Source organism: Pseudomonas sp. SAR267, assembly GCF_052077595.1.
Taxonomy (GTDB): domain Bacteria; phylum Pseudomonadota; class Gammaproteobacteria; order Pseudomonadales; family Pseudomonadaceae; genus Aquipseudomonas; species Aquipseudomonas vlassakiae.
The window spans coordinates 180,006-202,238 of record NZ_JBQIHU010000001.1; the positions used below are offsets into that span (position 1 = coordinate 180,006).

Genomic DNA, 22,233 nt, shown 5'->3' on the forward strand with positions numbered 1-22,233 from the left:
TTCAAAGGTCCAAAGCCAGGCTTTGCCGCCCTTCCAGTGCCAGTAGATACTGCTTGGCCGGCAAGCCCCCGGCAAACCCGGTCAGGCTCCCGGATGCGCCGATCACCCGATGACACGGCGCAATGATCGAGATCGGATTGCGCCCATTGGCTGCACCCACTGCCCGCACGGCACCGGGGTTGCCGATCTGGCAGGCGATGTCGCGGTAGCTGCGGGTTTGGCCAAAGGGAATGGTCAGCAAGGCCGCCCACACCTGGCGCTGGAATTCGGTACCGGCAAAGTCCAGCGCCAGTTCGAAGCGCTGGCGCGTGCCAGCGAAGTACTCGCCCAGCTGACGGGCCGTTTCGCGCAGCGTCGGGTGGCGGTCATCGCGGTGCAGATGGCCAAGCCGCACGCGGTTCTGGCGCTCCTGCGCCCACAGCACAGCGGCGAGGCACTCGCCGCGTGCCACCAGGGTCAGGGTGCCGACCGGAGACGGCATCAAGGTAAAGGCGCTGGACATCTGAGTTCCCTACGGCAAACCAGTTTCAGCGCACTTTAACGTCGCGCTCCGCCTCCCGCACTCGCTTTCTTGCGCAGGTTATTCGGTGAGCAGCGACTGCCGGATCAGCTTCTTGTCGACCTTGCCTACGCTGGTTTTCGGAATTTACCCGACACAGCGTATCTGCCGTGGAATCGCCCACTTGTTCAGCTGGCCGCTGGCGACAAAGGGCTGCAGGTGTTCAGCCAGTGCCGCCGCATCCACTTGCCGGCCTTCAATGCACACCAGCAAGGCCAGCGGCTGCTCGCCCCACTGCGGGTCCGGCACGCCGACCACCGCCACCGCCTCGACGGCCGGGTGCTGGCTGATCAGGCTTTCCAGTTCGACCGAGCTGACCCACTCACCACCGGTCTTGATCACATCCTTGATGCGATCACGATGACAGAGCGCCGGGGCCGGGGCTGCAATCTTTTCTTCATGAGCCACCTTGATGGCTAGCAAAGGCCCGACTAATACTTAAAACTCTGCCTGGGGAGGCACGAAACATGCAACCAAGATTCGTTATCGTTCCGGCGGTGCCCATCGAAAAGCAGTCGTTCCGCATCGGCACCCGTTACTACGCGGCGACCGAATGCGGCGGTTTCGATATCTATGACAATCAGGAAAAGGAGCGGCTCAAACCCAGTTACCCGAGCAGGACTGATGCCGAGGTACAGTGCCGGAACCTGAACATGGCCAAACAAACCAGGTAGTCAGTTACCCTGACCGTCATAGGTGAGAGCCGGCAAGCCGGCTCTCAGCGAACTGCACCATCATCAGCCTTGCCGTCCTGCCACCCGGCAATCAGGCGCTGGGCATTGGCATCGCAATCCATGCCCTGTGGCTTGCTCTGCATGCCGGCAATCACCGCCAGCAATTGCGCGCGATTCTGCGCCAGGCGTAACTGCATGGCTTCGATTTCAGCCACCTTGCGCTTGAGGCTTGCCAGCAGCAGATCATGCCGGGCTGTGCCGTCACCCGCTGCGCTGGTCAGTTTGCGCATTTCTTCCAGGCTGAAGCCTGCCTGCTGCCCGCAGGTGATGATCTCCAGCGACCTCACCGCCTGCTCCGGGTAGTCCCGATAACCGTTGCCCAGGCGTCGAGCCTCGATCAGGCCGCTGGCCTCATAGAACCGGATGCGTGATGCGCTGAGGCCCGTGCGTCGGGCCAGTTCGCCAATTTTCATGAGGGTGTGAAATTCTCTGTTGACCTTAAGGTTTACTTTAACCTTAGCCTTCTCCAAAACCCAACCCGCCCGACGCCCGGCGCTACCTTGGAGAACACCGCATGTCCCCCTTCCAGCCCCTGCAACTGCCCAATGGCAGTGTCATCCCCAACCGCTTGGCCAAGGCGGCCATGGAAGAAAACCTCGCCAATCACGACCAGACCCCTTCCGATCGCTTGCTGCGCCTGTATCAGGCCTGGGCTGAAGGGGGCGCAGGCTTGCTGCTGACCGGTAACGTCATGGTTGACCCCAGCGCCATGACCGGCCCGGGCGGCGTGATGCTCGATGACAGCCAACCATTGCAACGTTTTCGCCAATGGGCCGAGGCCGGTCGCGCCAAGGGCGCGCAGTTCTGGATGCAGATCAACCACCCCGGGCGGCAGATGCAGGCCAATCTCGGCCAACCCACCGTGGCCCCCTCGGCGGTGGCGCTGGACATGGGCGGTTTGTCGAAGCTGTTCCCGCAGCCCAAGGCCTTGGACGAAGGCGAAATTGCCGCGTTGATTCAGCGCTTCGCCCGCACTGCGGCACTGGCCGAACAAGCCGGCTTCAGCGGGGTGCAGATCCACGCCGCCCACGGCTACCTGCTCAGCCAGTTTCTTTCGCCACTGACCAACCGCCGCCAGGACCGCTGGGGCGGCAGCCTGGAAAACCGCGCGCGGCTGCTGCTGGAGGTGGTCAAGGCGGTGCGCGAGGTGGTGTCTCCCGGCTTCAGCGTGGCGGTCAAACTCAACTCCGCCGATTTCCAGCGCGGCGGCTTCGAGCCTGCCGATGCGCGCCAGGTCGTGCTGTGGCTGAACGAGCTGCCGGTGGACCTGGTAGAGCTGTCCGGTGGCAGCTACGAAGCACCGGCCATGCAAGGCGACGCCCGCGACGGGCGTACCCTGGCACGGGAGGCCTACTTCCTCGAGTTCGCCCGCGAAATCGCCGCGATCGCCCGGATGCCGGTGATGGTTACCGGTGGCATCCGCCGCCTGCCCGTGGTCGAACAGGTGCTCGCCAGTGGCGTGGCCATGGCCGGTATCGCCACCGCACTGGCGGTCGACCCCAACCTGCCCCGACGCTGGCAAGCCGGCGAGACCAAGGCCTCGGCCGAACTGCCGCCGATCCGCTGGAAGCGTAAGGCATTCGCCGCCCTGGCCTACATGGCGCTGGTCAAGCTGCAGATGCGCCGGCTGGCCAAAGGCAGCAGACCCAAGGCCAAGGCTTCTCCCCTGGGAGCCCTGCTGCTGGAACAATGGTGCACCCTGCGCCGGGTGAAGCAATACAAGCGTATGATGGCCAACCGGCTGGATTGATGCTGTTCGATAATGGCCGGGTGGGCCATTCAGACTATTGAGGCCAATGGCAGCCGGTCAATCCAGACATTCTCGTGCGGCCAGGCGCAACTTGTCACTCGACAGGAAACTGCCTTTGTAGAACGTTGCGCGGCTACCTTCCCGGTACTCAACGACTTCCAGCACTTCGTCTGACGTCACGGCGCTGGGCGCGGTCAGCCGATAACCGTGATTGATCGACTTTTGCGTGGTATGAGGGGACAGTGCCTGCCACTTTGACAGGACGCAGGCGGCATAATCTTCCGGGGATTTCGAGGTCAGCTTACTGGCGGTAGGCTTCCCCGGGTTTGCGCAAGCGGCAAGGCTGACAATGACTGCGAAACTGAACAGAATACGAAGGGTTGGCATTTGCAATTAACCAGGCGGAAACGTGCGCCATTCTATCCGGGATCGACCCAATGCAAAAAGCCCGCTTGTGTGCGGGCTTTGTTCTGCTGCAGATCATCACTTCAAACTTTTTTGCACATCAACGCCGCATCGAGCAGCCTGCCATGGTCGTACCAGGCGTCGCGCTGGTAAGCAGTGAACTGGCGGTCGGTTCCCCTACCGTGCAGCTCCACCAGGCCATCGGCCTTGTTGGGGTCGGTACTTTCAACGTACAGCTTGACCGAGTTGTCGGTGTCGACTTCGTACGTTTTGACATTTACCGGAAGTTCGCCTTTGACGCACCCCAGATAGGCTGGCGTGCTTCTCTCGGTGGTGCCAGACGTGTAATCATGGCCACTTCGCACATCCGGGTTCTGTGCGCACCCGGCCATGAACAGCGTAGCGGATGTGGATAACAGTACTGCGCCTGCAACCGATCTGGAACTCTTCACGCGACACGCTCCTGCTGCCCCTTCTAGAACTTGAAAAGTGGCCAAGCACACCGCCCTTTTTTTGGTTTTCATTGCCCAATGGTACTGCGCAACACGGACAGCACGATATGCTTGTTGGCTATAGAGGTAATGGCCAATTACCCTTAGGATTTTCGTCTTTCGAGTTATTTCTTTAGGCCAACGGAACGATTCAAAAAGCCCTGATTCTCATACGTATCGACCCGGCGCATCGTTCAGGAGAAACCCATGCTGTGGTGGCTGGAGATACTCGCTCAGTTCATGGCTTCCGCAGGCCTTGCCGTATTCAGCATTTTTGTTTTCTGGGCCTGTACGCTGCTGTCTGGCCGAACTTACAGCAAACTGATGTCAGCCCTGCTGGCGGTGGCATTGCTGAGCATTGCAGCCTTTCCGCATGGTGCGAGCTTCGCTGTAAACCAGCAAACGCTGCTGGGGGATGGCAGCGATTTCCTGTTGCTGGTGGCGGACGCGATGGGCGTGATCAGTGCCGTTATCATTGCGTCGTTCTTCTTCAACCCGGGACGGTTGTTGGACGAAGCGTGACTGGCATGCAGGCTATCTTGTTTCAGTCGCGACGATATCCTGCTGACCCGTGTCGAGGAGATAAACATGAGCATTCGCAGCCTTGCCAAACATCTTCCTGCAGACCCTGATAAAGAAGGCTGGGTGCTTGGCTGGGGCGTGCTGCGAGCCTTGCACCCCTGGCACTTCGTCGACGTCTATGCCGACCAGAAAACCGCCAGGGCCGAGGCGCAGCGCCGCGGCGATGGCTATGTCGTCGAATTTGGCTCGCACCGGCTCGGTTCGGATGAATTCGTCTGCGGTATAAACCCGCCTGAAGGGTGACAGTTACATCATGCCCACGGCTAACGCTCGGACGGGAGACGGCTGACTTTCAACCGTCAAAGAAGCCGCTCAACGTTATGGCCGAACGAATACCGATAGCCTCTACAGAACGCATCCCATTCATCGCCCGACCAACCGGACCTGCGCTTGACCTGCCTCAAGTCGTGCCGGGCGGCCCGCTTCGCGGTAAGACGTTGCCTGGCCTTCTCGAGATCCAGCAAGGCCACCTTGATGCTCGGCTCGCTGAAATCGACAAAGACATGCTTCAGATACAGGCAACCGTGCTGCCAACGGCCAACGTTCAACCTGGCGAGTACTCGGCCATATGCCTCCAGGATTTCGTGGTGGCGCCTGGACCCGAGTGATTGGTCGAGCTGGTTGGCGTAGAAGTCCTCCAGCGACAGGTAACCGTCCAGCGCTGCCGTCACCATCACTGCATGCCACTCTCCGTCCTGTTTACGGACATGGGCGTAGACAAGCGATGGGGTTGATACACCTAATGATGCAGCCGCACGCAGGGCCTTCGCCTCACGCGCAACCGTCGGATACCCCAACGGGTGCAACAAGCTTCGATAGACATGCCCGACTTGCTGTTTCTTATAGAAAGTAACGCCCTCCAGCTCGACGCGAAGTACACCACTCTCCCCGCCTCTGCGGATATTGGGGGGCTCCACCCATTTCCCGGGGGCGCCGAGGATGTCCTCTACAGGTGGAAGGGAGGGTCTCATGTTTGTTGAATTATTAGTCATTGAGCACTCACTCATTTGCCAGCCTTGGCGCGGCGAGACTCGAAATATAAACCCCTGATCTCGCCGGCGGCTACCGCAGATATCACCACCGGCACGCCCTCAGCTGCAATGCTTGGACCTGCTTCAGCCAAGAAGGCGCGCCAGAGGGAGTTCAGCCGTTTTGGCTTTGAACGTACTGTTCAGCCATGACCTTCCCCTCCAGAATGGCTTCAGTCGAGGAGGAAAAAGGCCGGCTCACCCGTAGCGTTCGTGCCGTTGCACCTGGTTTTCCTACTTCAACCAACATTCCGGTGGGGAATTCAATACTGGACTCCCACAGTACGTATATGGATGCCTGGTAACCCAGGTAGGAATGGACGTAAAGGTCATGACTGGTGGACTGAAGGCTCATCACGTTCTCCAACTGGGCGCCTCGAATGCGCCTCTGATGGAGATACGACAGGTGCCTTTTCAGAAGCGTTCCCTTTCCCGCCCACATGGATGAGCTACCCGAAGGAAGCGCAGCGGCGGTACGTATATTGAAAGCGCTGGAGGACGAGGTGGGTTGGTCCGTGGCCCGGACCAACCCTTGAGGCTATTTAGCCCGCAGCCACCGTCGGTATCACTGCATGCACGCCCTCGACTGCGATTTTTCGTGCCCTTCCTACACCCCATGCCATCGCACGCGTCATCGATTCGCCTGGACGGGCAGCGAACGACTCCTCGTGAACCGCCATGCCTTGAGGTGCGTAAACGCCTATGAACATCTGCGTTTGACCGGTCCTTGAAAGCCTTACCTGAACATCAATGTGCGTGCCGTCGTCGAGCGTTTCGTCATGGCTCCGGTGGTGCAGCGTCGGGTCTGCCCAATCCCAGAACACATTTCCACGAACTCGCATGTAATCCTCCATTAATCTTGTATTTAAGATCCATAGGGAGATCAAAGTAACGCGCATCAAATAACTTTCAAGTGCCCTTTACCGGAAACAACACTTGAACGACAGGCGGCTTCGATAACTTATACAAAACTATAATTTTGTATAAGTTATCAAGGGCATTTGTGGGAGTTCGCGGCCCTCGCCAGCTTCGCTTGCGCTCGGTAGCGACTCGGCAAATTCAATCCACTGTTTAAATGCACACCGGTGCGCCTCGCACATGGCTTGCCAGTCCGGCCCACCGAGACGGCCATATGCCACCTGGTTCATCGTTGATGAAATAAGCGAATCGAGTTCGCGAAGCAACGTGTATGCGCGGTACCTTCTTTCACGTTCCGGCATGTTCCTGCCCCCACAATGCACAGCAAGGTTTGAGCCTGTCCGAGGCTTCTGCCTGGTAGACCTTCATGGCCTGCCTTGTTTCCATCAATGCTAACCGTTTCGCCGAATGGCGGCGAGGCGAAGCTATGACTCAAGTATTTCCATGCAGCGCTCGTTCAGGAGCTTACGTGGCTTCGTCGCAGCTACGGACCCATTCAAAATTGGTATCACCTAGTAGCCTTCGTTAACTGTCCGCTTTCGACCCAAAGCTGCCCTTTGGGGAAGACAGCGATCGGGCAAAAGCGGACGTAGGCAAAGTCCTTGGGGTCTCTCAAGTATTGATGACCCCCCGCCTGTTGGCGAGCACCGAGCTACTAGCTACCAGGTAGCTGAGTCGGTGCGAAGCAGGTCTATTAACTCCCGCAGGCCTGGAGGCATTTGCCGGCGGCCTGGGTAGTAGATGTGGAATGCTGGTTCAATGGGCGCCCAGTCAGGCAGTACGACCTGGAGCTCTCCCCGCGAGATGTAATCTGCGATGCGCTCCTCCGGGCAGTATGTAATGCCTCGGTCCGATAGCGCCATCTGAATGCCAAACTCGGTTTCGTTCACACAAAGCTGGCCAGGCACCTCAATCACTCGGTGGTCGCCTTCCTTCTCGAAGTCCCAGCGATAGATGACGCCTTGGCCGGTCCGAATCTGAATGCAGTTATGGTTCTTCAGATCCTCCGGCACCACGATCCTCGCTGTCCTGTTGAGGTAGCGAGGCGATGCCGCGGCAACCCAGCGCAGCCGGTCACTGATGGGCACAGCAATAAAGTCTTCAGCGATCGTCCCACCATACCTGATGCCCGCATCAAATCCGGCGGCCAGGATGTCCACCATCCGGTCCTCTACTGCGACCTCGACTGATACATCCGGATAGGCCTCCAGGTACTTCGGCAGCCACCGATTGAAGAGCAGCCGAGCGCCGTCACTGAGGACGTTGATACGCAGGCGACCTGCAGGACGGTCGCGATGCCGATCTACTTCCGCCAGCGCCCCTCCAATCTCCTGAAAACCGACAGCCAGACGCTTCGCCAAGCTTGCGCCAGCGTCTGTCGGAGAAACTGTTCGGCTGGTTCTGTTGAGCAGCCTTACTCCCAGACGGGTCTCCAGATTTCGAATGGAATGACTGAGCGCGGACGTGGTGATACCCAGTTCAACGGCAGCCTTGGAGAAGCTGCGATGACTCTCCACCGCAAGAAAGGAATTCAGATCGGCTAAGTCAGCTCGTGACAGCTTTGTGGTCGGGAGTACTGGCATCGGGGCAACCTAGTGTTGAGAAATTCTCAATGATTCATGGATAACGCCTAAACAAAGCGACTTCCCTTACAGTTTAACATTAAAGAAATTCAACGATAGTTGATCTTAGTCCGCCATTCCTAGAAGAGCTTTCCCGTGTTTCACGTCTATCTTGGCCTTGCGTACCTATACGTCCTGTGGCGATTCATTCTCCCGCTTCCAATCTCGAAGGGCGGACGCACTGCCCTGGCTACCGTCCTGCTCGTGGTATCGAAGTACCACCTGATTCAGATCTGGGTATTCGGGACCATGTTCTCGCCCGAGATGCCACGGTGGGCAGTGTTGGTAGCCGGCTGGGCGTTCTGCTCGTTCGTTTTGCTGTTCGTCTTCGTGGTACTGGCAGATCTGGTCAACGGCGCTCTGTCAGTCCTGCGGATACGTGCAGCCAAAAAACTGGTAGGGCCGAGCAGTCGATACCTGACCGCAGCATTTGCCCTTCTTCTGTCGGCATTTGGCGTGTACCAAGCGGCGCAGGTGCCAGGTGTTCGCACTGTGGAAGTCAGGATCAAGAGTCTGCCACAGGCGATGGATGGCTTGCGTGTGGTGCAGTTGACAGATCTGCACATCAGCAAACTTTTCCAGCTGCCTTGGGTAGATGCGGTAGTTTCCCGTACCAATGCACTCAACCCCGACCTGATTCTGATCACCGGCGATCTAATTGATGGGACAACCATTGATCGACAGCTCGATGTAGCTCCCCTGGCAAGACTGAAGGCTCGCCTCGGCATCATCGGCATTCCTGGCAATCACGAGTACTACTTCAACGAGCCACAGTGGCGCGCCGAGTTCGAGCGCCTCGGAATGCAGATGCTGCTGAACGAGCACATAGTGATTGGAGCAAGCACCGAGTCGCTGGTCATAGCCGGTGTCACTGACGAAGCCGCCGCTCAATTCGGGATGGCTGGGCCGAACCTGAATGCCTCGCTTAGGGGAGTGCCACAAAGTGCACCCATCATCCTCCTCAAGCATCGACCATCCGGTGCAGATCGCTCCGCCCAAGCAGGCGTAGCACTGCAGCTCTCCGGTCACACCCACGGTGGAATGATCAAAGGACTGGATCAGGTAGGCCGCTACGCCAACGAAGGTTTCATCTCCGGCGCCTACCAGGTGGGTGCGATGACTCTCTACACGAGCAATGGAGCGGGTCTCTGGAGTGGATTCCCCATACGTCTCGGCGTGCCAGCTGAGATCACCGAACTCATTCTTCGTGTGGATTCGTCCACCTAATTCCAATCCAGGAGATTCCACATGGATCATCAAGCTATCCGCCAGAACAGAGTTGCGGTCATCACCGGGGCTGCAGTCGGGATCGGCTATGCAATTGCTAGTCGCCTGTCCCAGTTGGGGATGAAGGTTGTCCTATTCGATAAGGACCAGACCGCACTCGACACTGCAGTACTGTCGCTGTATGGCAAGAATGCAAATGCTCAGGTGGCCACCGTCACTGGGGATGTAACGTCTCCAAGCGCATTGCAGGAACTGTTTACTGTGGCCCGAGAGTTCGGCGAAGTGTCTTTCGTGGTCAACAATGCCGCCATCCTCAAAGGGGCTGGTCCCTGGAACGACCAGGAACAGTGGCGTAAGACGATGGAGGTCAACTTCTGGGCGGTCCTGGCAGTCCAGCAGCTGTTCGTCGATTACCTGCTCACCCAAGACTACCCTGCCGCAATTGTGAATGTTGGCTCCAAGGAGGGAATTACCACCCCTCCAGGAAACACCGCCTACTCCGTTTCGAAGGTCGCAGTGAAGGTGCTGACCGAGCACCTTGAACATGAGCTGCGCGAGCGTACCGATGGCCGCGTATCGGCCCATTTACTGATTCCCGGCTACACGTTCACACCGATGAATTTTCCGGGCATGGCGGCCGGCTCCGCAAAACCCAACGCGCCATGGACAGCCGATCAGGTCGTTGATCGCTTGTTAGAGGGCCTGGCTCGTAGCGACTTCTATATCTTCTGCGAGGACAACGAAGTCAGTCGCGAGGTGGATCAGCGACGCATGCAGTGGAGCGCAGACGACCTTATCCAAAACCGGCCTGCCTTATCTCGTTGGCATCCCGCGTACCGCGAGCAGTTCAACGCGTACATCGCTGATGAGGCCCCGCCGCAGTAACCCCATCGAAGTGCGCTGCAGCGCAGCAACCTCTTACTGCTCCTTTGCACTGCCCACCCTCTGCAGGTGTGGGCATCTTTTTTCCGAGAATTTCCATGGCCTCGATATCCAGCGCTTCACCGCGCACCTCAGACAGTTCAGAAATTCACGCCCCGCATGGCGTAGCAACTGCGATAGTCACCCTCGGGCTTGGAGGCCTTTTCATCGGTACCGGTGAGTTCGTTTCGATGAGCCTTTTGCCCGGCCTGGCCGAAAGCACCGGGGTGTCTATACCAACGGCAGGCAGCTACATCAGCGCGTATGCGCTGGGGGTTGTGATTGGCGCTCCGCTGATCGCGATCCTGGCAGCACGCTCGTCTCGAAAAGCCCTTTTGATTGCCCTCATAGCACTATTCGCCATTGGCTACGCCGCCAGTGCTGTTGCATGGGACCACTTCAGTCTGCTGGGCGCACGCTTTCTGGCAGGCCTACCTCATGGCGCTTACTACGGCGTTGCCTGCCTGGTTGCTGCCGCCATGGTGGGTGAAGGGCGAAAGGCGCAAGCGGCTGGATATGTAATGGCCGGTCTTGCGGCCGCCAACGTGATAGGTGTGCCCGCGGCGACCTGGATAGGTCAGACCTTCGGCTGGAGAGCAGCGTTTGGATCACTCGCTGTAGCTGGTATCGCCACAATGCTCTTGTTCTGGCTGTACGTCCCGTCGGTACCGCGTGATCCGAACGCCAGTCCTAGGGCCGAGCTGAGTGGGCTCATGCGCCCATTGATATGGCTGACGCTAGCGACTGCCTCGATCGGGTTCGGTGGCATGTTCGCGGTGTACAGCTACATCACGCCAACGCTGACCGAGATGACTGGCTTCTCGATCAACCAGGTGCCGATGGTGCTGGCCTTCTGGGGTATCGGCATGATCGCCGGCAACCTGGTTGGCGGCTGGTTAGCGGACCGAGGCCTGATCCGAGCCATCTTCGCCATCATGGTGTGGAACGTGATTTTCCTCACACTCTTCTCCCTGTTCGCTCCGTCGAAGGTTGGGACGCTCGCGGTCCTGTTCCTGGTGGGCTGTGGCTTCGCTCTGGTACCTGCTCTACAGGTGCGCTTGATGAATGTCGCCGGGCCCGCACAAACACTTGCGGCCGCCCTCAACCACAGCGCCTTCAATATTTCCAACGCAATGGGGGCGAGCCTCGGCGGGATGTCTATCGCCATGGGCCTGGGCTGGGCATCAACGGGCTGGGTTGGAGCCCTGCTTGCGCTCCTGGGCATCGTGGCGATGGCCATTTCCGTGATGGTGGAAAGTGCGGCAAGAACCACATCGCAGCCAAGCTGATCCCATAGATCAAAGGGCACTCCGCTGCTTCCAATCTGTTTTGTTAATCCCTGGTGAGGTAACCATGACGAACCACCAACCTATGATCGAGCTGTCCGACGGGAACCTGATTCCTCAATTGGGACTGGGCGTCTGGCAAGCGAGCCAAGAGCAAGCCCGTACAGCTGTCAGCCAAGCGCTACAGATCGGATACCGCCACATTGATACCGCCTCGATCTATGAGAACGAGGAAGGTGTCGGAGCAGGCCTGCGTGACTCCGGTGTCGACCGTGAGAGGGTCTTCGTAACCACAAAAATCTGGAACGCTGACCAGGGGTTTGAAGCCTCTGGCAAAGCTCTGGACGAGAGCCTGGCTCGGCTCAAGCTGGAATACGTAGACTTGCTGCTCATTCACTGGCCGGCGCCGGCGAAAGGGCTATTCCTTGATACCTGGAAGGCGATGATCGAGGCCAAGATGCAAGGCAAGGCTCGCTCCATTGGCGTCTCGAACTTCAACCCAGATCATCTGAAGCAACTAATTGAGGACACAGGAGTCGCCCCAGTCCTGAACCAAATCGAGCTGCACCCATACTTCCAGCAGGCTGACCTACGCCGGAGCAACGCCGAACTCGGAATTCGCACCGAGTCCTGGAGCCCCTTGGCGCAGGGGAAAGCAATCGATGATCCGCTAGTACGCGAAATTGCTGCGAAGCATGACCGCACGTGCTCTCAGGTAATCATCCGCTGGCATCTGCAGCTCGGCCTAGTGGTCATTCCTAAGTCGGTCACGGAAGCTCGCATCCGAGAAAACTACCGCGTGTTCGACTTCGAATTGTCTGACGATGAGATAGGGGCAATTGCCGCTCTCGACAGAGAGCAGCGACTGGGGCCAGATCCAGTCGTACTTGGCTGAGCTTTTTTCTTTCGTCTTGAAACAAGCAGGCGATTAGCTTCTAGCGGTTGTGACCGTCTGCTTTTGGCCGATTGCGGCCCTTCGTGAATGGCGGCTCTGGGTCGAAAGCAGCCTTTCGCGAGTGATCGTCATCGACCAATATCAGGCGAACTCTGTCTCGGTCAACGCCCACAATCTGGCGGCCTCAGCGAATTCGAGCATCTCTACAAGGTCCTCATCACCGACATCCCGTCGGCGATGTGCCGCGTGTGCCATTTCACTCAGGACAAGCGCACGACCATCCGGGTCTGCTTGAAGTGCCGTCTGGTCATTCAACTCGTCTAGCCACGCGCCAGGAAGATTCAGCACTTGACGGTCCACAGCTGATCGATCCGTGTCGTATAGGATTGGCTCATCATTTCCCGTCTCATCCCCCAGTCCGGTGTCGCAGGCACGCTGGCGGCTCGCATTGTCCCCCTCCCCCAGCGCTCGTTGATGCCATCCATCACTTGCATCAGCCGGTCACATGCCACCGATTGCTTGAGCGCGAACAAATCCTCTGAAAACTCACCTGGTTGCCGCAGGTCCATCAGCAGTACCTCGGCCTTGCTGTAGCGAAATCCTGGCCTAAAGATCTGCCCGACCGCCTCGGTGGCCAGTCGCGTCATCATCAGCGTGTCGCAAGTGGGATATGGAAGCTCAACCAGAGCCCCCTGAGCGTGATGCGCTTCACCTGGATTGAACATGCCGGTGCGGATGCTCACGCGCATGCGTTTACACACTGAGCCCTGGGCCCGAAGCTTTTCTGCGGCCCGACCAACATAGGTAGCCACCGCCTGCTTGATGGGCGCCAGCTCAGTGAGGCGCTTGCCGAACATCCGGCTGCAGCAGATCTCCTGTTTCGGGGGTTGCGCCTCGTCCAGGTCCAGGCACGCTGTGCCAGCCAATTCGCGAGCAGTCTTCTCGACCACCACACTGAATTTCTGGCGCAGCGTCCAGGCATCAGCCTTGGCCAGGTCCATCGCCGTGTGAATCCCCATCGCCTCAAGGTGGGCAGCCATACGTCGGCCTACGCCCCATACCTCTTTCACCTGGCTGTTGCGCAGCACCCAATCGCGCTTGAACGGATCAGTGATGTCGACCACACCGCCAGTCTGCGCTTGCAAACGCTTGGCCGTATGGTTGGCCAACTTCGCGAGCGTCTTGGTGCCAGCGATGCCCACCCCCACTGGGATGCCCGTGCATTGAAAAATCCTCGAGCGCAGCTTCCGCCCGAACTGCGTCAGGTTTTCCTGAATGCCAGAGAGGTCAGCGAAACACTCGTCGATGCTGTAGACCTGTGTCGCCGGTACCATCGACTCGATCAAGCTCATCACGCGTTCACTCATGTCACCATACAACGCGTAATTACTGCTGAAGGCTATGATCCCGTGGCGGCGGAGCTTCTCCTTCGCCTGAAAATACGGCTCCCCCATCTTCACGAAGGGCTTCGCGTCGTATGACCTGGCGATCACGCAGCCGTCCGAGTATCTGAATGATACTAAGTGTTATTTATCGATAACTTATTGATTTTAAATGATTTTATGCAGCTAACATTTTTGTGCAATTTTCCCAGTGTTTGCTCAAATCCCAGTGAGTATCCGTTCAAGGTCATAAGCGAACACCCATAATTGACCGCAATCGGCCAATAGCAGTCATCGAGTGCCTACCAAAGCTGGGGCGAATCAACCTTCATCTCATACCCCCGCTGGCTCACTGGCCAGTTGTAGACGCTATCAGTGGCCCAGGCGCCGAACTGTGAGCCGCACAGGCAAGGTTCTGTAAAACGCAGGGGAAGTCGCCGAAGTCCTCGCTGATCTCGATACGGCCCGCCTTGAGGTCGAGCACGCCGTCGTAAAAGCCCTGGCGTTACCACATGCGTGAGTCGCCTAGTTGGCAGGATCGACCAGGCTGAGGGGATAGCCCGGCAGTAGCTGGTTCCTAAGACCTGTTTCTCGACTGGATGAATGTATCTATGATGGGCGGAAGCGTAAGGTCATCCTCGCTGTACCTAAGGGGGCAAGTGAAACTCCCTCTACTGACCAACCCCGTGCGTTGTTAGGACACGTCATTCAAAAGGAAGCAATAATGGTACCAGTCAGCCGGAAGCTTTTTCGTGCGCATTCCACCAAGCATCTGACAGGCGCTACTGGGGAATTCTCCAATCCAAATCTGCAAAGGGCGAGAAAACCCCGGGATATGCCGCTCGCCACGCATAATATTTTGAACGAATGGTTTATTGATAGATTCAGTGTTGCCTATCGAGAAAAATCGCTATTTTGTACGGGTGATGCGCTGATCGCTGCAGGCTATGTTTCAGAAGCCTCTTCACTTATACTAATTGAGCCAGTTGGCGATTACTCGGTTTGTTACAGCTCCAGATGTAAAGACCTATATAGTATTTATCAATTCAACTGGAGCACATCAAACCCAAGCGCTTTAGAAATACGTACGCATATGGATGGACTTGATTTTGTACAACATCATAATACTGGGCTAGAGGAGGCAGCCGCTACTGGATGCGAGGTTATGCTGTTCGCCGAAAGCTTCCGCTACCGAATCTGCTAATTGCGCGAGTGATACGATATGGACTCTGCAGAAGCCAAATTGTTTTCGGACACCCTCTTAGCAGGCCCAAATATATCTGGATGGAAGCTAACAGGTTATATTTCACATGGGAAATCTGCCGTAGTATTAAATGCTCAGCATGGTCAGAAGACGGCAGTAATAAAAGTATTTCACCCAACCTTAGTTGAACAATATGGTCGAGAAGCGCAGCAGATAAGAGTTGATCGTGAGCGCAGCCTAATAGGAAAACACCATGACAATATAATAAAGATTATTGACGCAGGCCTGTGCAAAGAAACTGGAAATTTCTTCGTCGCAATGGAAATTGCTGATGGGAAGCCGCTGTGTGATGTTCTGGGCTTGATACCCTCTGATAAAATTTCTTTGTTAATTGAGCAGCTAGCTAGTGCTGCTATGCAGTTGGAGCTATGGGGAGTCACACATCGAGACATAAAACCAAGCAACATACATGTGAGTGAAGACTTTTCATCTCTGAAACTGCTGGACTTTGGGGTTATGAAGCCGCATGGCGACGACTCCGCTACTCTTTTACAAGTATCAAAAGCTTTTATTGGGACACATCAGTACAGCCCACCCGAGATGATTCATGGCCGTGAAGATAAGTCAATAGAGGGCTGGCGAGCTATTACCTTCTATCAAATCGGTGCTGTACTACATGATCTCATTGTCCGAAAACCCCTTTTTCACCATGCGACAGTGAGACACGCTGATCTTGTATTGGCTATAAATAATGAACCTGTCGTAGTGACCTCCAATGAAGTTGATGAAAATCTGTGTGGCCTTGCGACGCGATGCCTAGTAAAAAATCCCATCGAAAGACTTGATTTAGTCACTTGGGAGCAATTCAAGATTTCCGCTAATGAGTCAACTAAGCTATCACTTGACGCAAGGAAGGAAGCCCTTCAGCGCAGGCTGAAGCTTAACAGCGTTTTGAGCCTATCAGATGCCCTCGAAAAGCAGGAAAATCGTCGACTGGATGAAATTAGATTAAAAGAGATAGTCGGCGCCGCCAGGGAAACTTTCGATATCGCGCTTGCAGCTCTACAAGGAATCATGCCGTCCAGAGAGACTACCGTTGACGGGCATGTCTATCCCAATCCTGCTCTCACCTACTCTTTTAATCCAGCACCCAAGCTTGGCCTTGATACTAAATTTCGTTTTCAAATTGCGATAGAGAATTTCACCGATCGACAAACTGTAGATGTTCATGTTAGGGCATCTAAGGGTTTAGGCGACACCGAGATAGGATGGACTAAGCTGGGTCCTGCTTTTAAAAATTTTGAGAATTTCTCAGAGAAATTTCAAGAGTGGTTGGTTAAGATACTCGAAGAGTTGATCGCCGAACAAACAATGGAGGTTTAGTAGTGTCTAGCACGTGGTGGATTGACGAGAATGATTTGCTTGACGAACAAATCAAAGTCCTTGAGGAGGACCTCTATAAAGACCTCATCCTGATGGGGCCGCCTGGAAGCGGAAAGACAAACTTACTCCTGCTCCGCGCAAATCACTTAGTTATTGCATCGCCCGATACAGAATTTTACATAGTTTGTTATACCAGCTTGTTGACAAATTTTATTCGTACAGGCGCTGGTCTATATTCGTTCCCTGAGAATCGCATCATCACTCAACGCAAGTTATTGGAGCAGGTCCTTGGAGATCATGACTTCTTGCCGCCACGAAAAGCAGGAGAAACCTTTGAGGAACGGGACGAAGCCTTAAAATTTGCCATGACTGAGATGATAAGTCGTGGCATGGGGCAGAATTCATATCCTGTTATTTTTATAGATGAGGCGCAAGATTACTCAGTCGAAGACCTTAATATTTTCAAGTACTTGGCCAAGAATTTATGCTGTGCTGCCGACCTTCGTCAAGGTATCTATGGCTCCGGCTTATCCGGATCAGACTGGCTTAAAAATTACACTTGGGGGGCATCGATCACCCTGAAGTATCACTATCGAGTAGCTCCCGCCATTCTGAAAATAGCCGACAAGGTAATGGCCGGAAAATTTGACCATACTCCCATGCTCGACACCCATGAATACAAAGGTGATCCGGGGAATGTTGATGTTGTCGCTGGAGCAAGCTTAGATGACCAAATCAAGGCGCTTATAAAAAAACTAGTTAAGCAATTAGCGATATATCCAAACCAAACGATAGGCGTACTGGTCCCGCATCGAGCAAGAGTTAAAGAAATATTCGATAAGCTAGCAAAGGATTCCGATTTGTCTGGCTCGGTTACAAATGCTATGAGTCGCGAATTTGATCCTAAACTTCCTGTATGGGTGAGCACAGTCCACTCATCCAAAGGACTCGAATATCGCTGCGCCCATATAGTTTCCGCCGATGAGCTTTCAACCTTCAATGCGCACGAGAGGCGAGTTGTTTTCATGGCGATAACAAGGGCCAAAACAACTTTAGATATCTATCACCTAAAACCCCTCCATGCATTTTTCGCCTCCGCACTTGCAAAGCCTAACGCGGATAAAGTTTCCATTAAAAATTTATTCGGTAAGAAATCATGAAAACCTTTCGAAGTGTGGACGTCGAATCCAGTGAGCTCTTACGCATTCTTTCTCGCCCTCTAGAGCTAAAAACCAAGCTGCATCCATTAACAAATTTTGAGCTCGGGGAATACTTACCCCCGAGCAAGTTTCGCGTTCTATGGGAAGATGACAACGACTTACAATCTGACGCCCCACCCATAGTTATCGGAAATAATTTTGAAATAAACAGTGTGCTCCCACGATTGCTAGCACTCCCAAATGCAGTCATGCCTGTTACTTCCGCTGTAAAATTCTGGAACATAGAAGATTTCAGACACGGCAACCCTTACCATTTCAAGACACTTGAAAAGACCGCTGCCTTGGGCTTTGTGGGTCTAATCATAGGTGAGCTCACATCGCTGATCAACTCGGAAGATGAGCTTAGAACTATGGGAATGGACTCAGTTCGTCGTACCTTATCATTCGTCTGTGCTCAATCGATCATTAGAGGCTGGACAGGAAAATCGCTGGGTGACATTGCTGATCGTTGGTTGGAAGCAAGCCTTCTAACTGAAAATGAATCCAATCCAGCAGCAATTAATAATATTGTGACCGTGTCAGAATTCTTATGCACGCTTACTGATGATGCAACTTTCGAAAGCATCTCACCTGAGATATTGGGTGAGCGCATTCAGTTGTGGCTAGAGGCTCAGAAGAATTGGAATCAACGTGATTTTCTTAAGCGCTCAATTCCTCAGATCACTCGCGAATTAAAATCCGTTGGTAGCCGCGAGAAGAGATACGACCTTATAATGGACGCCCTCAATAGTTCTGCCAATGGAGAACGCAGCCCTCTCGAGCAAGGCTTCCTTATAAGCTTGATCGAACCAGGCTCATTTGAATTCGTAAATCTTGCGCGAAGTATGGACCCCGTCGGTTTAGTGATGACAGCTTACAGCGCATTCGTAGTGATGTTAGGGAAAGAATCCGCGCTAAAAAATTTTAATGGGTTTGGATGGACTGTATTGAGACAAGCTTTTCACCAAAAGCCTGATATGACCTCCGATATTTCAATGGAGGAACTTAGAATTCTTTTTAATAAGCGACGGAGCACGCCTCTTCCTTTTCGCACCCGCTCACCATGGATGATTGACGTAGAGATTGCACCTATGGTCGTGGGCTGCTTTGCCAATGTTGCCAAACGAAAGGCTTCCTCACAGAGGGCTCAAGAAGCTTCTGAAGCGGTTGAGCGTCAAGAGTTGCTACGCGGCAAGCTTATCACAGCAATGCGTGCTCTAGAGGATGTTTACGGTTTTGTTGAAGGGGAGCGGCTGCGCCCTGATGGCACTGTAAGTAAACCCCGCGGAAGGAAGAGGTAGGAATTTTTAAGAATTCTCAAGATTAAGGAATTTAAGCCCAGGCAGTGCTATAAGTTCCATCGAGGATTTGTGAAACTTTAAATAGCTGAGGTGGTATCCTCGGAAGTGGTGTAACTATCTCGCCGAGGGCACCTTAAGGCGAAAAAAGATGGTCATCATGGTTGCTCGCTAACGTTGAATTTGCGGACTTAGCCTTACCAGGAAAACCATGATGACCAAAGCGTTGCTAGGCTCTGTACGAAGTCCCCGAGAAACTCAATGGCCGCTCCTTGAACGCTGAGATTTTGTAGAGCCCCCGCCATCGACGGAAAGGAATTTTGTGATGACAAAGCGTTACGAACTCTCGGACGAGGCTTGGAGTTGGTCACCGATATCTTCATCGAAACCCATGGCCGATGGCGCCCGCGCCTGAGCGACCGACTGATGCTAGATGGGTGCTCTTTTCGGGTGCTGCGTGGCACGATATGCAGAGTGCTTCGGCCTGCCGTAAATGGTGCATCAAAGGTTTTAGGGTTGGCGAAATCAGGACACATTCGATCAGATGTTCACCCATTTGGAACGCTCAAGTACGGATGAAGGAGAGCCACTTCCTGGCCAAAACCCTGCCAAGGGTCAGTACTGAAATGAGCCTTCACGTGCGCGTGATCGCAAAAACCAGTGCTTGCCGGGGATGAGAGGCGGGCAAGGATCTCGGCGTTGTTGGCGCTGATGGAAAATTGACCCACCCTGCCGATTGAAATTTGACCCAGGGCGGATTGCTGATTTTGTTACCAGCAACTGTGGATAAGTCTACCAGCGCAGCTGCTGTTGCCCCCACTCCTTCGCTAGCCCAGTTCAGTTGTTTAAGACCTGCCACACGCAGCCATGTAGCAGGCCGTCGTCGCCATGAAATCAGAACGGCTCATCGTCCTCCGGTTCCTGGCCGCCCTTACGCTTTCGCTCCCGTGATTTGATCTTGGCCTGGGCCGCCAAGCTACTGTGTTGCAGGCGATAGGACTCGTTACCGGTTTCGACGATGTGGCAGTGGTGGGTCAGCCGATCCAGCAGGGCGGTGGTCATCTTGGCGTCGCCGAACACGCTCGACCATTCGGCGAAGCTCAGGTTGGTGGTGATCACCACGCTGGTGTGTTCGTACAGCTTGGATAGCAGGTGAAACAGCAACGCACCGCCGGCCTGGCTGAAGGGCAGATAACCCAGTTCGTCGAGGATGACCAGATCCATGCGCAGCAGAGCTTGGGCGATCCGCCCGGCTTTGCCGTCGTGCTTTTCGCGCTCCAGCAGATTGACCAGATCGACCGTGGAGTAGAAGCGCACGCGCTTGCCGTGCCGGGTGATGCCGGACACGGCCAGCGCAGTGGCCAGGTGGGTTTTACCGGTGCCAGGCCCACCGATCAGCACCACGTTCTGCGCGGTGTCGGTAAAGGCCAGACTGGCCAGTTCGCTGATCAAACGAGCGTCTGCGCTGGAGGCGCTGAAGTCGAAGCCGGCCAGGTCGCGGTGCATCGGCAGCTTGGCCATGTTCATCTGGTGGCTCACCGAGCGCATGGCGCGATCTGTGTGCTCTTGTTCCAGCAGGTGTTCGAGCAGCCACTTGGACGAGGCTGTGTTCGACTCACCCTGCGCAGTCAACTCCGCCCAGGCCGTGGCCATGCCGTGCAGGCGCAGCTCCTTGAGTTCCGCCATCAAATCACGCATGACCGATCTCCTCGGTCTGGCCACGCAGGCGGTCGTAGCGCGCCGTGTTAGCGACGGGGGCTTCCTTGAGCGACAAGTGGGTTTCGACGCTGGGTGGTGGTTCGGTCGCGGCCAGGCGCGCCACGACATTGAGGATGTGTTCGGCGCTCAGGCTGCCGCTTTCCAGTACCAGCTCAACAGCCACCAGCACCGCATCGAGCCCGGCGACCGGTACGGCAGCCAGAACTTGCGCCATGATCCGGTCACCGCCGGCATGACGCCCCAGACCGTGCTTAAGCTGACGCAGCGGCGCCGGCAGATCAGCAAAGGGCGCGCCGTTGCGCAGCGCACCGGGCTTGCGTTCGATCAGCGGGAGGTAGTGCTGCCAGTCATAGCTGACCTGGTCGCGATCCAGCAAGCGGACATGGCTGGCGATCAGCGCGTCGTCAGCCACCACCTCGATTCGCGTCGGATACAAACGGCTGCTGACCCACTTACCCGCATACTCACACGGCACCGAGTAGCGGTTGCGCCCGACGCTGACCAGGCAGGTGCTGGAGACCCGCGCAGGCCGCTCGACGTAACCGTCGAATGGCGCTGGCACAGGCATCAGTTCAGCGCGCTCCAACTCCAGCACTTCGGCCACACTCAGCCCGCTGTATTGAGGGTGCGTCAGCTCGTTCCAAAGCGCGCGGCAGCGCTGGCCCAGCCAGGCATTGAGTTCCTCGAAGGAGTGAAACTGGCAGTCCTGGGCGTCTAGCCAGATACGCCTGCGGCTGTCTTGCACGTTCTTTTCAACGATGCCCTTTTCCCAACCAGCGGCGACGTTGCAGAAGTCCGGATCGAACAGGTAATGCGCGCACATCACCGCAAAGCGCGCATTCACCGCCCGGCCTTTGCCCTTATTGACCTTGTCGACGGCGGTCTTCATGTTGTCGTAGATGCCCCGGCGCGGCACGCCGCCCAAGGAGCCGAACGAGCGTGTATGGGCGTCAAATAACATCTCATGGCCCTGGCTCGGATACGCCACAAGCCAGAACGCACGGCTGGCACACAGCTTCAGATGTGCCACCTGCATACGCCGGTAAATGCCGCCGACCAGCAAGCCTTCCTCGCTCCAGTCAAACTGAAACGCCTCGCCAAGAGCAAAGGTCAGCGGCACAAAGGCCTGCGACGCCTTGCCCTGTCCCCCTCGCCAGGCACGGATAAACGCGGTGAGCTGGCTGTAGCCACCGTCATAACCTTCGGCTTTGATTTGCGCCAACAGCGCCTTGGCACTGCGCCGCTGTTGCTTGGGCCGCAGCGAATCGGCTTTTAGCGCCTGCTCCAGCGTGGCGTGAAAAGGGCTGAGTTTGTTGAAGATCGCGCGGCGTTGGTAGACCGGCGGCTTGGCCTCAGGTGCTCTGACCCACTTGCGAATCGTGTTGCGCGCCAACCCGGTGCGCTTGGCTATCTCATGCAGCGACAGCTTGTCGCGGAAATACATCCGGCGAATTTTGCCCATCATTTCCATACTGATCACCCTGTGTTCTCCTGCTCAAAAATTGAGCAGAAGCAGTTGAACACCTGGGTCAGTTTTCAGTCGGCAGAACAGCCTCTACTGGGTCAGTTTTCGGTCAGCGGCAACACGGCGTGGAAGCGATACCCCAATGATCCGCCTCGCGTACGCGCC

At 55.8% G+C, this 22,233-nt stretch carries 22 protein-coding genes and 3 pseudogenes; 13 read left to right on the forward strand and 12 right to left on the reverse strand.

Going from position 1 to position 22,233, the window contains the following annotated elements:
• Position 1: 1 nt before the first annotated feature.
• Positions 2-502 carry a methylated-DNA--[protein]-cysteine S-methyltransferase gene (locus tag ACTORR_RS00970; RefSeq protein WP_313365855.1) on the reverse strand — a complete coding sequence of 167 codons (501 nt, stop codon included), beginning with the start codon at positions 500-502 and terminating at the stop codon, positions 2-4.
• 144 nt (positions 503-646) lie between these two features.
• Positions 647-919: pseudogene (locus tag ACTORR_RS00975) on the reverse strand (AMP-binding enzyme); the annotation flags it as partial.
• Positions 920-1,026: 107 nt separating this feature from the next.
• Between ACTORR_RS00975 and ACTORR_RS00980 the strand changes: the two are divergent.
• A complete protein-coding gene (locus ACTORR_RS00980) occupies positions 1,027-1,233 on the forward strand; it encodes a hypothetical protein (protein WP_313365856.1) in 207 nt (68 codons plus the stop codon).
• Between the two features lie 44 nt (positions 1,234-1,277).
• On the opposite strand, the gene ACTORR_RS00985 is transcribed toward ACTORR_RS00980, so the two are convergent.
• Positions 1,278-1,706 carry a MerR family transcriptional regulator gene (locus ACTORR_RS00985; protein ID WP_099814897.1) on the reverse strand — a complete coding sequence of 143 codons (429 nt, stop codon included), beginning with the start codon at positions 1,704-1,706 and terminating at the stop codon, positions 1,278-1,280.
• A gap of 101 nt (positions 1,707-1,807) precedes the next feature.
• Between ACTORR_RS00985 and ACTORR_RS00990 the strand changes: the two genes are divergently transcribed.
• Complete coding sequence (locus tag ACTORR_RS00990; protein ID WP_099814896.1) at positions 1,808-3,043, forward strand: NADH:flavin oxidoreductase/NADH oxidase family protein; 1,236 nt, start codon at positions 1,808-1,810, stop codon at positions 3,041-3,043.
• A gap of 57 nt (positions 3,044-3,100) precedes the next feature.
• Here ACTORR_RS00990 and ACTORR_RS00995 read toward each other — a convergent pair whose 3' ends face one another.
• On the reverse strand, positions 3,101-3,430 hold the full coding sequence (locus tag ACTORR_RS00995) for a hypothetical protein (RefSeq protein ID WP_313365857.1): 330 nt from the start codon (positions 3,428-3,430) through the stop codon (positions 3,101-3,103).
• 101 nt (positions 3,431-3,531) lie between these two features.
• Positions 3,532-3,900, reverse strand: a complete 369-nt coding sequence (locus ACTORR_RS01000) for a hypothetical protein (RefSeq protein ID WP_313365858.1) — start codon at positions 3,898-3,900, stop codon at positions 3,532-3,534.
• A gap of 246 nt (positions 3,901-4,146) precedes the next feature.
• Here ACTORR_RS01000 and ACTORR_RS01005 point away from each other — a divergent pair, with 246 nt between their 5' ends.
• Both ACTORR_RS01005 and ACTORR_RS01010 read left to right on the forward strand, forming a co-directional pair.
• Positions 4,147-4,461, forward strand: a complete 315-nt coding sequence (locus tag ACTORR_RS01005) for a hypothetical protein (RefSeq protein ID WP_054884575.1) — start codon at positions 4,147-4,149, stop codon at positions 4,459-4,461.
• Positions 4,462-4,527: 66 nt separating this feature from the next.
• A complete protein-coding gene (locus tag ACTORR_RS01010) occupies positions 4,528-4,764 on the forward strand; it encodes a hypothetical protein (RefSeq protein WP_054884576.1) in 237 nt (78 codons plus the stop codon).
• Between the two features lie 56 nt (positions 4,765-4,820).
• Here ACTORR_RS01010 and ACTORR_RS01015 read toward each other — a convergent pair whose 3' ends face one another.
• The 4 genes from ACTORR_RS01015 to ACTORR_RS01030 form a co-directional block, all read right to left on the reverse strand.
• On the reverse strand, positions 4,821-5,513 hold the full coding sequence (locus ACTORR_RS01015) for a lipopolysaccharide kinase InaA family protein (protein WP_313365222.1): 693 nt from the start codon (positions 5,511-5,513) through the stop codon (positions 4,821-4,823).
• Positions 5,514-5,664: 151 nt separating this feature from the next.
• A complete protein-coding gene (locus ACTORR_RS01020; RefSeq protein ID WP_054884587.1) occupies positions 5,665-5,904 on the reverse strand; it encodes a hypothetical protein in 240 nt (79 codons plus the stop codon).
• 187 nt (positions 5,905-6,091) lie between these two features.
• Positions 6,092-6,391 carry a hypothetical protein gene (locus ACTORR_RS01025; RefSeq protein WP_262108551.1) on the reverse strand — a complete coding sequence of 100 codons (300 nt, stop codon included), beginning with the start codon at positions 6,389-6,391 and terminating at the stop codon, positions 6,092-6,094.
• 735 nt (positions 6,392-7,126) lie between these two features.
• Positions 7,127-8,050 carry a LysR family transcriptional regulator gene (locus tag ACTORR_RS01030; RefSeq protein WP_054886483.1) on the reverse strand — a complete coding sequence of 308 codons (924 nt, stop codon included), beginning with the start codon at positions 8,048-8,050 and terminating at the stop codon, positions 7,127-7,129.
• 135 nt (positions 8,051-8,185) lie between these two features.
• Here ACTORR_RS01030 and ACTORR_RS01035 point away from each other — a divergent pair, with 135 nt between their 5' ends.
• From ACTORR_RS01035 to ACTORR_RS01050, 4 genes are all read left to right on the forward strand, one after another.
• Positions 8,186-9,316, forward strand: a complete 1,131-nt coding sequence (locus ACTORR_RS01035) for a metallophosphoesterase (RefSeq protein ID WP_054886484.1) — start codon at positions 8,186-8,188, stop codon at positions 9,314-9,316.
• Positions 9,317-9,337: 21 nt separating this feature from the next.
• Entirely contained in the window at positions 9,338-10,201 is an 864-nt protein-coding gene (locus ACTORR_RS01040; protein WP_313365221.1) for an SDR family NAD(P)-dependent oxidoreductase, read from the forward strand.
• A 95-nt stretch (positions 10,202-10,296) separates the two neighbouring features.
• Positions 10,297-11,526 carry an MFS transporter gene (locus ACTORR_RS01045; protein ID WP_313365220.1) on the forward strand — a complete coding sequence of 410 codons (1,230 nt, stop codon included), beginning with the start codon at positions 10,297-10,299 and terminating at the stop codon, positions 11,524-11,526.
• 64 nt (positions 11,527-11,590) lie between these two features.
• Positions 11,591-12,418: an aldo/keto reductase gene (locus ACTORR_RS01050; RefSeq protein ID WP_054886487.1), complete on the forward strand. Its 828-nt coding sequence runs from the start codon at positions 11,591-11,593 to the stop codon at positions 12,416-12,418.
• A gap of 341 nt (positions 12,419-12,759) precedes the next feature.
• Here ACTORR_RS01050 and ACTORR_RS01055 read toward each other — a convergent pair.
• Positions 12,760-13,923: pseudogene (locus tag ACTORR_RS01055) on the reverse strand (Y-family DNA polymerase); the annotation flags it as partial.
• Between the two features lie 601 nt (positions 13,924-14,524).
• On the opposite strand from ACTORR_RS01055, the gene ACTORR_RS01060 reads away from it, so the two are divergent.
• The 5 genes and pseudogenes from ACTORR_RS01060 to ACTORR_RS01080 form a co-directional block, all read left to right on the forward strand.
• Complete coding sequence (locus tag ACTORR_RS01060) at positions 14,525-15,004, forward strand: hypothetical protein (protein WP_441343434.1); 480 nt, start codon at positions 14,525-14,527, stop codon at positions 15,002-15,004.
• An 18-nt stretch (positions 15,005-15,022) separates the two neighbouring features.
• Positions 15,023-16,387, forward strand: coding sequence for a protein kinase domain-containing protein (locus ACTORR_RS01065; RefSeq protein ID WP_441343435.1), 1,365 nt, complete (start codon positions 15,023-15,025; stop codon positions 16,385-16,387).
• Positions 16,388-16,389: 2 nt separating this feature from the next.
• Positions 16,390-17,547 (forward strand): ATP-binding domain-containing protein, encoded by a 1,158-nt coding sequence (locus ACTORR_RS01070; RefSeq protein WP_441343436.1) that lies wholly within the window; start codon positions 16,390-16,392, stop codon positions 17,545-17,547.
• Positions 17,544-18,887 (forward strand): hypothetical protein, encoded by a 1,344-nt coding sequence (locus ACTORR_RS01075; RefSeq protein WP_441343437.1) that lies wholly within the window; start codon positions 17,544-17,546, stop codon positions 18,885-18,887. The genes ACTORR_RS01070 and ACTORR_RS01075 overlap by 4 nt, the downstream gene beginning before the upstream one ends.
• Before the next feature lie 546 nt (positions 18,888-19,433).
• Positions 19,434-19,525, forward strand: a pseudogene (locus ACTORR_RS01080) (hypothetical protein); the annotation flags it as partial.
• 253 nt (positions 19,526-19,778) lie between these two features.
• On the opposite strand, the gene istB reads toward ACTORR_RS01080, so the two are convergent.
• Both istB and istA read right to left on the reverse strand, forming a co-directional pair.
• Positions 19,779-20,582 carry an IS21-like element ISPst3 family helper ATPase IstB gene (gene istB / locus ACTORR_RS01085; RefSeq protein WP_010454871.1) on the reverse strand — a complete coding sequence of 268 codons (804 nt, stop codon included), beginning with the start codon at positions 20,580-20,582 and terminating at the stop codon, positions 19,779-19,781.
• Positions 20,575-22,074, reverse strand: a complete 1,500-nt coding sequence (gene istA / locus ACTORR_RS01090; protein WP_024012635.1) for an IS21-like element ISPst3 family transposase — start codon at positions 22,072-22,074, stop codon at positions 20,575-20,577. Before istA ends, istB begins: the two co-directional genes overlap by 8 nt.
• Positions 22,075-22,233: the final 159 nt, after the last annotated feature.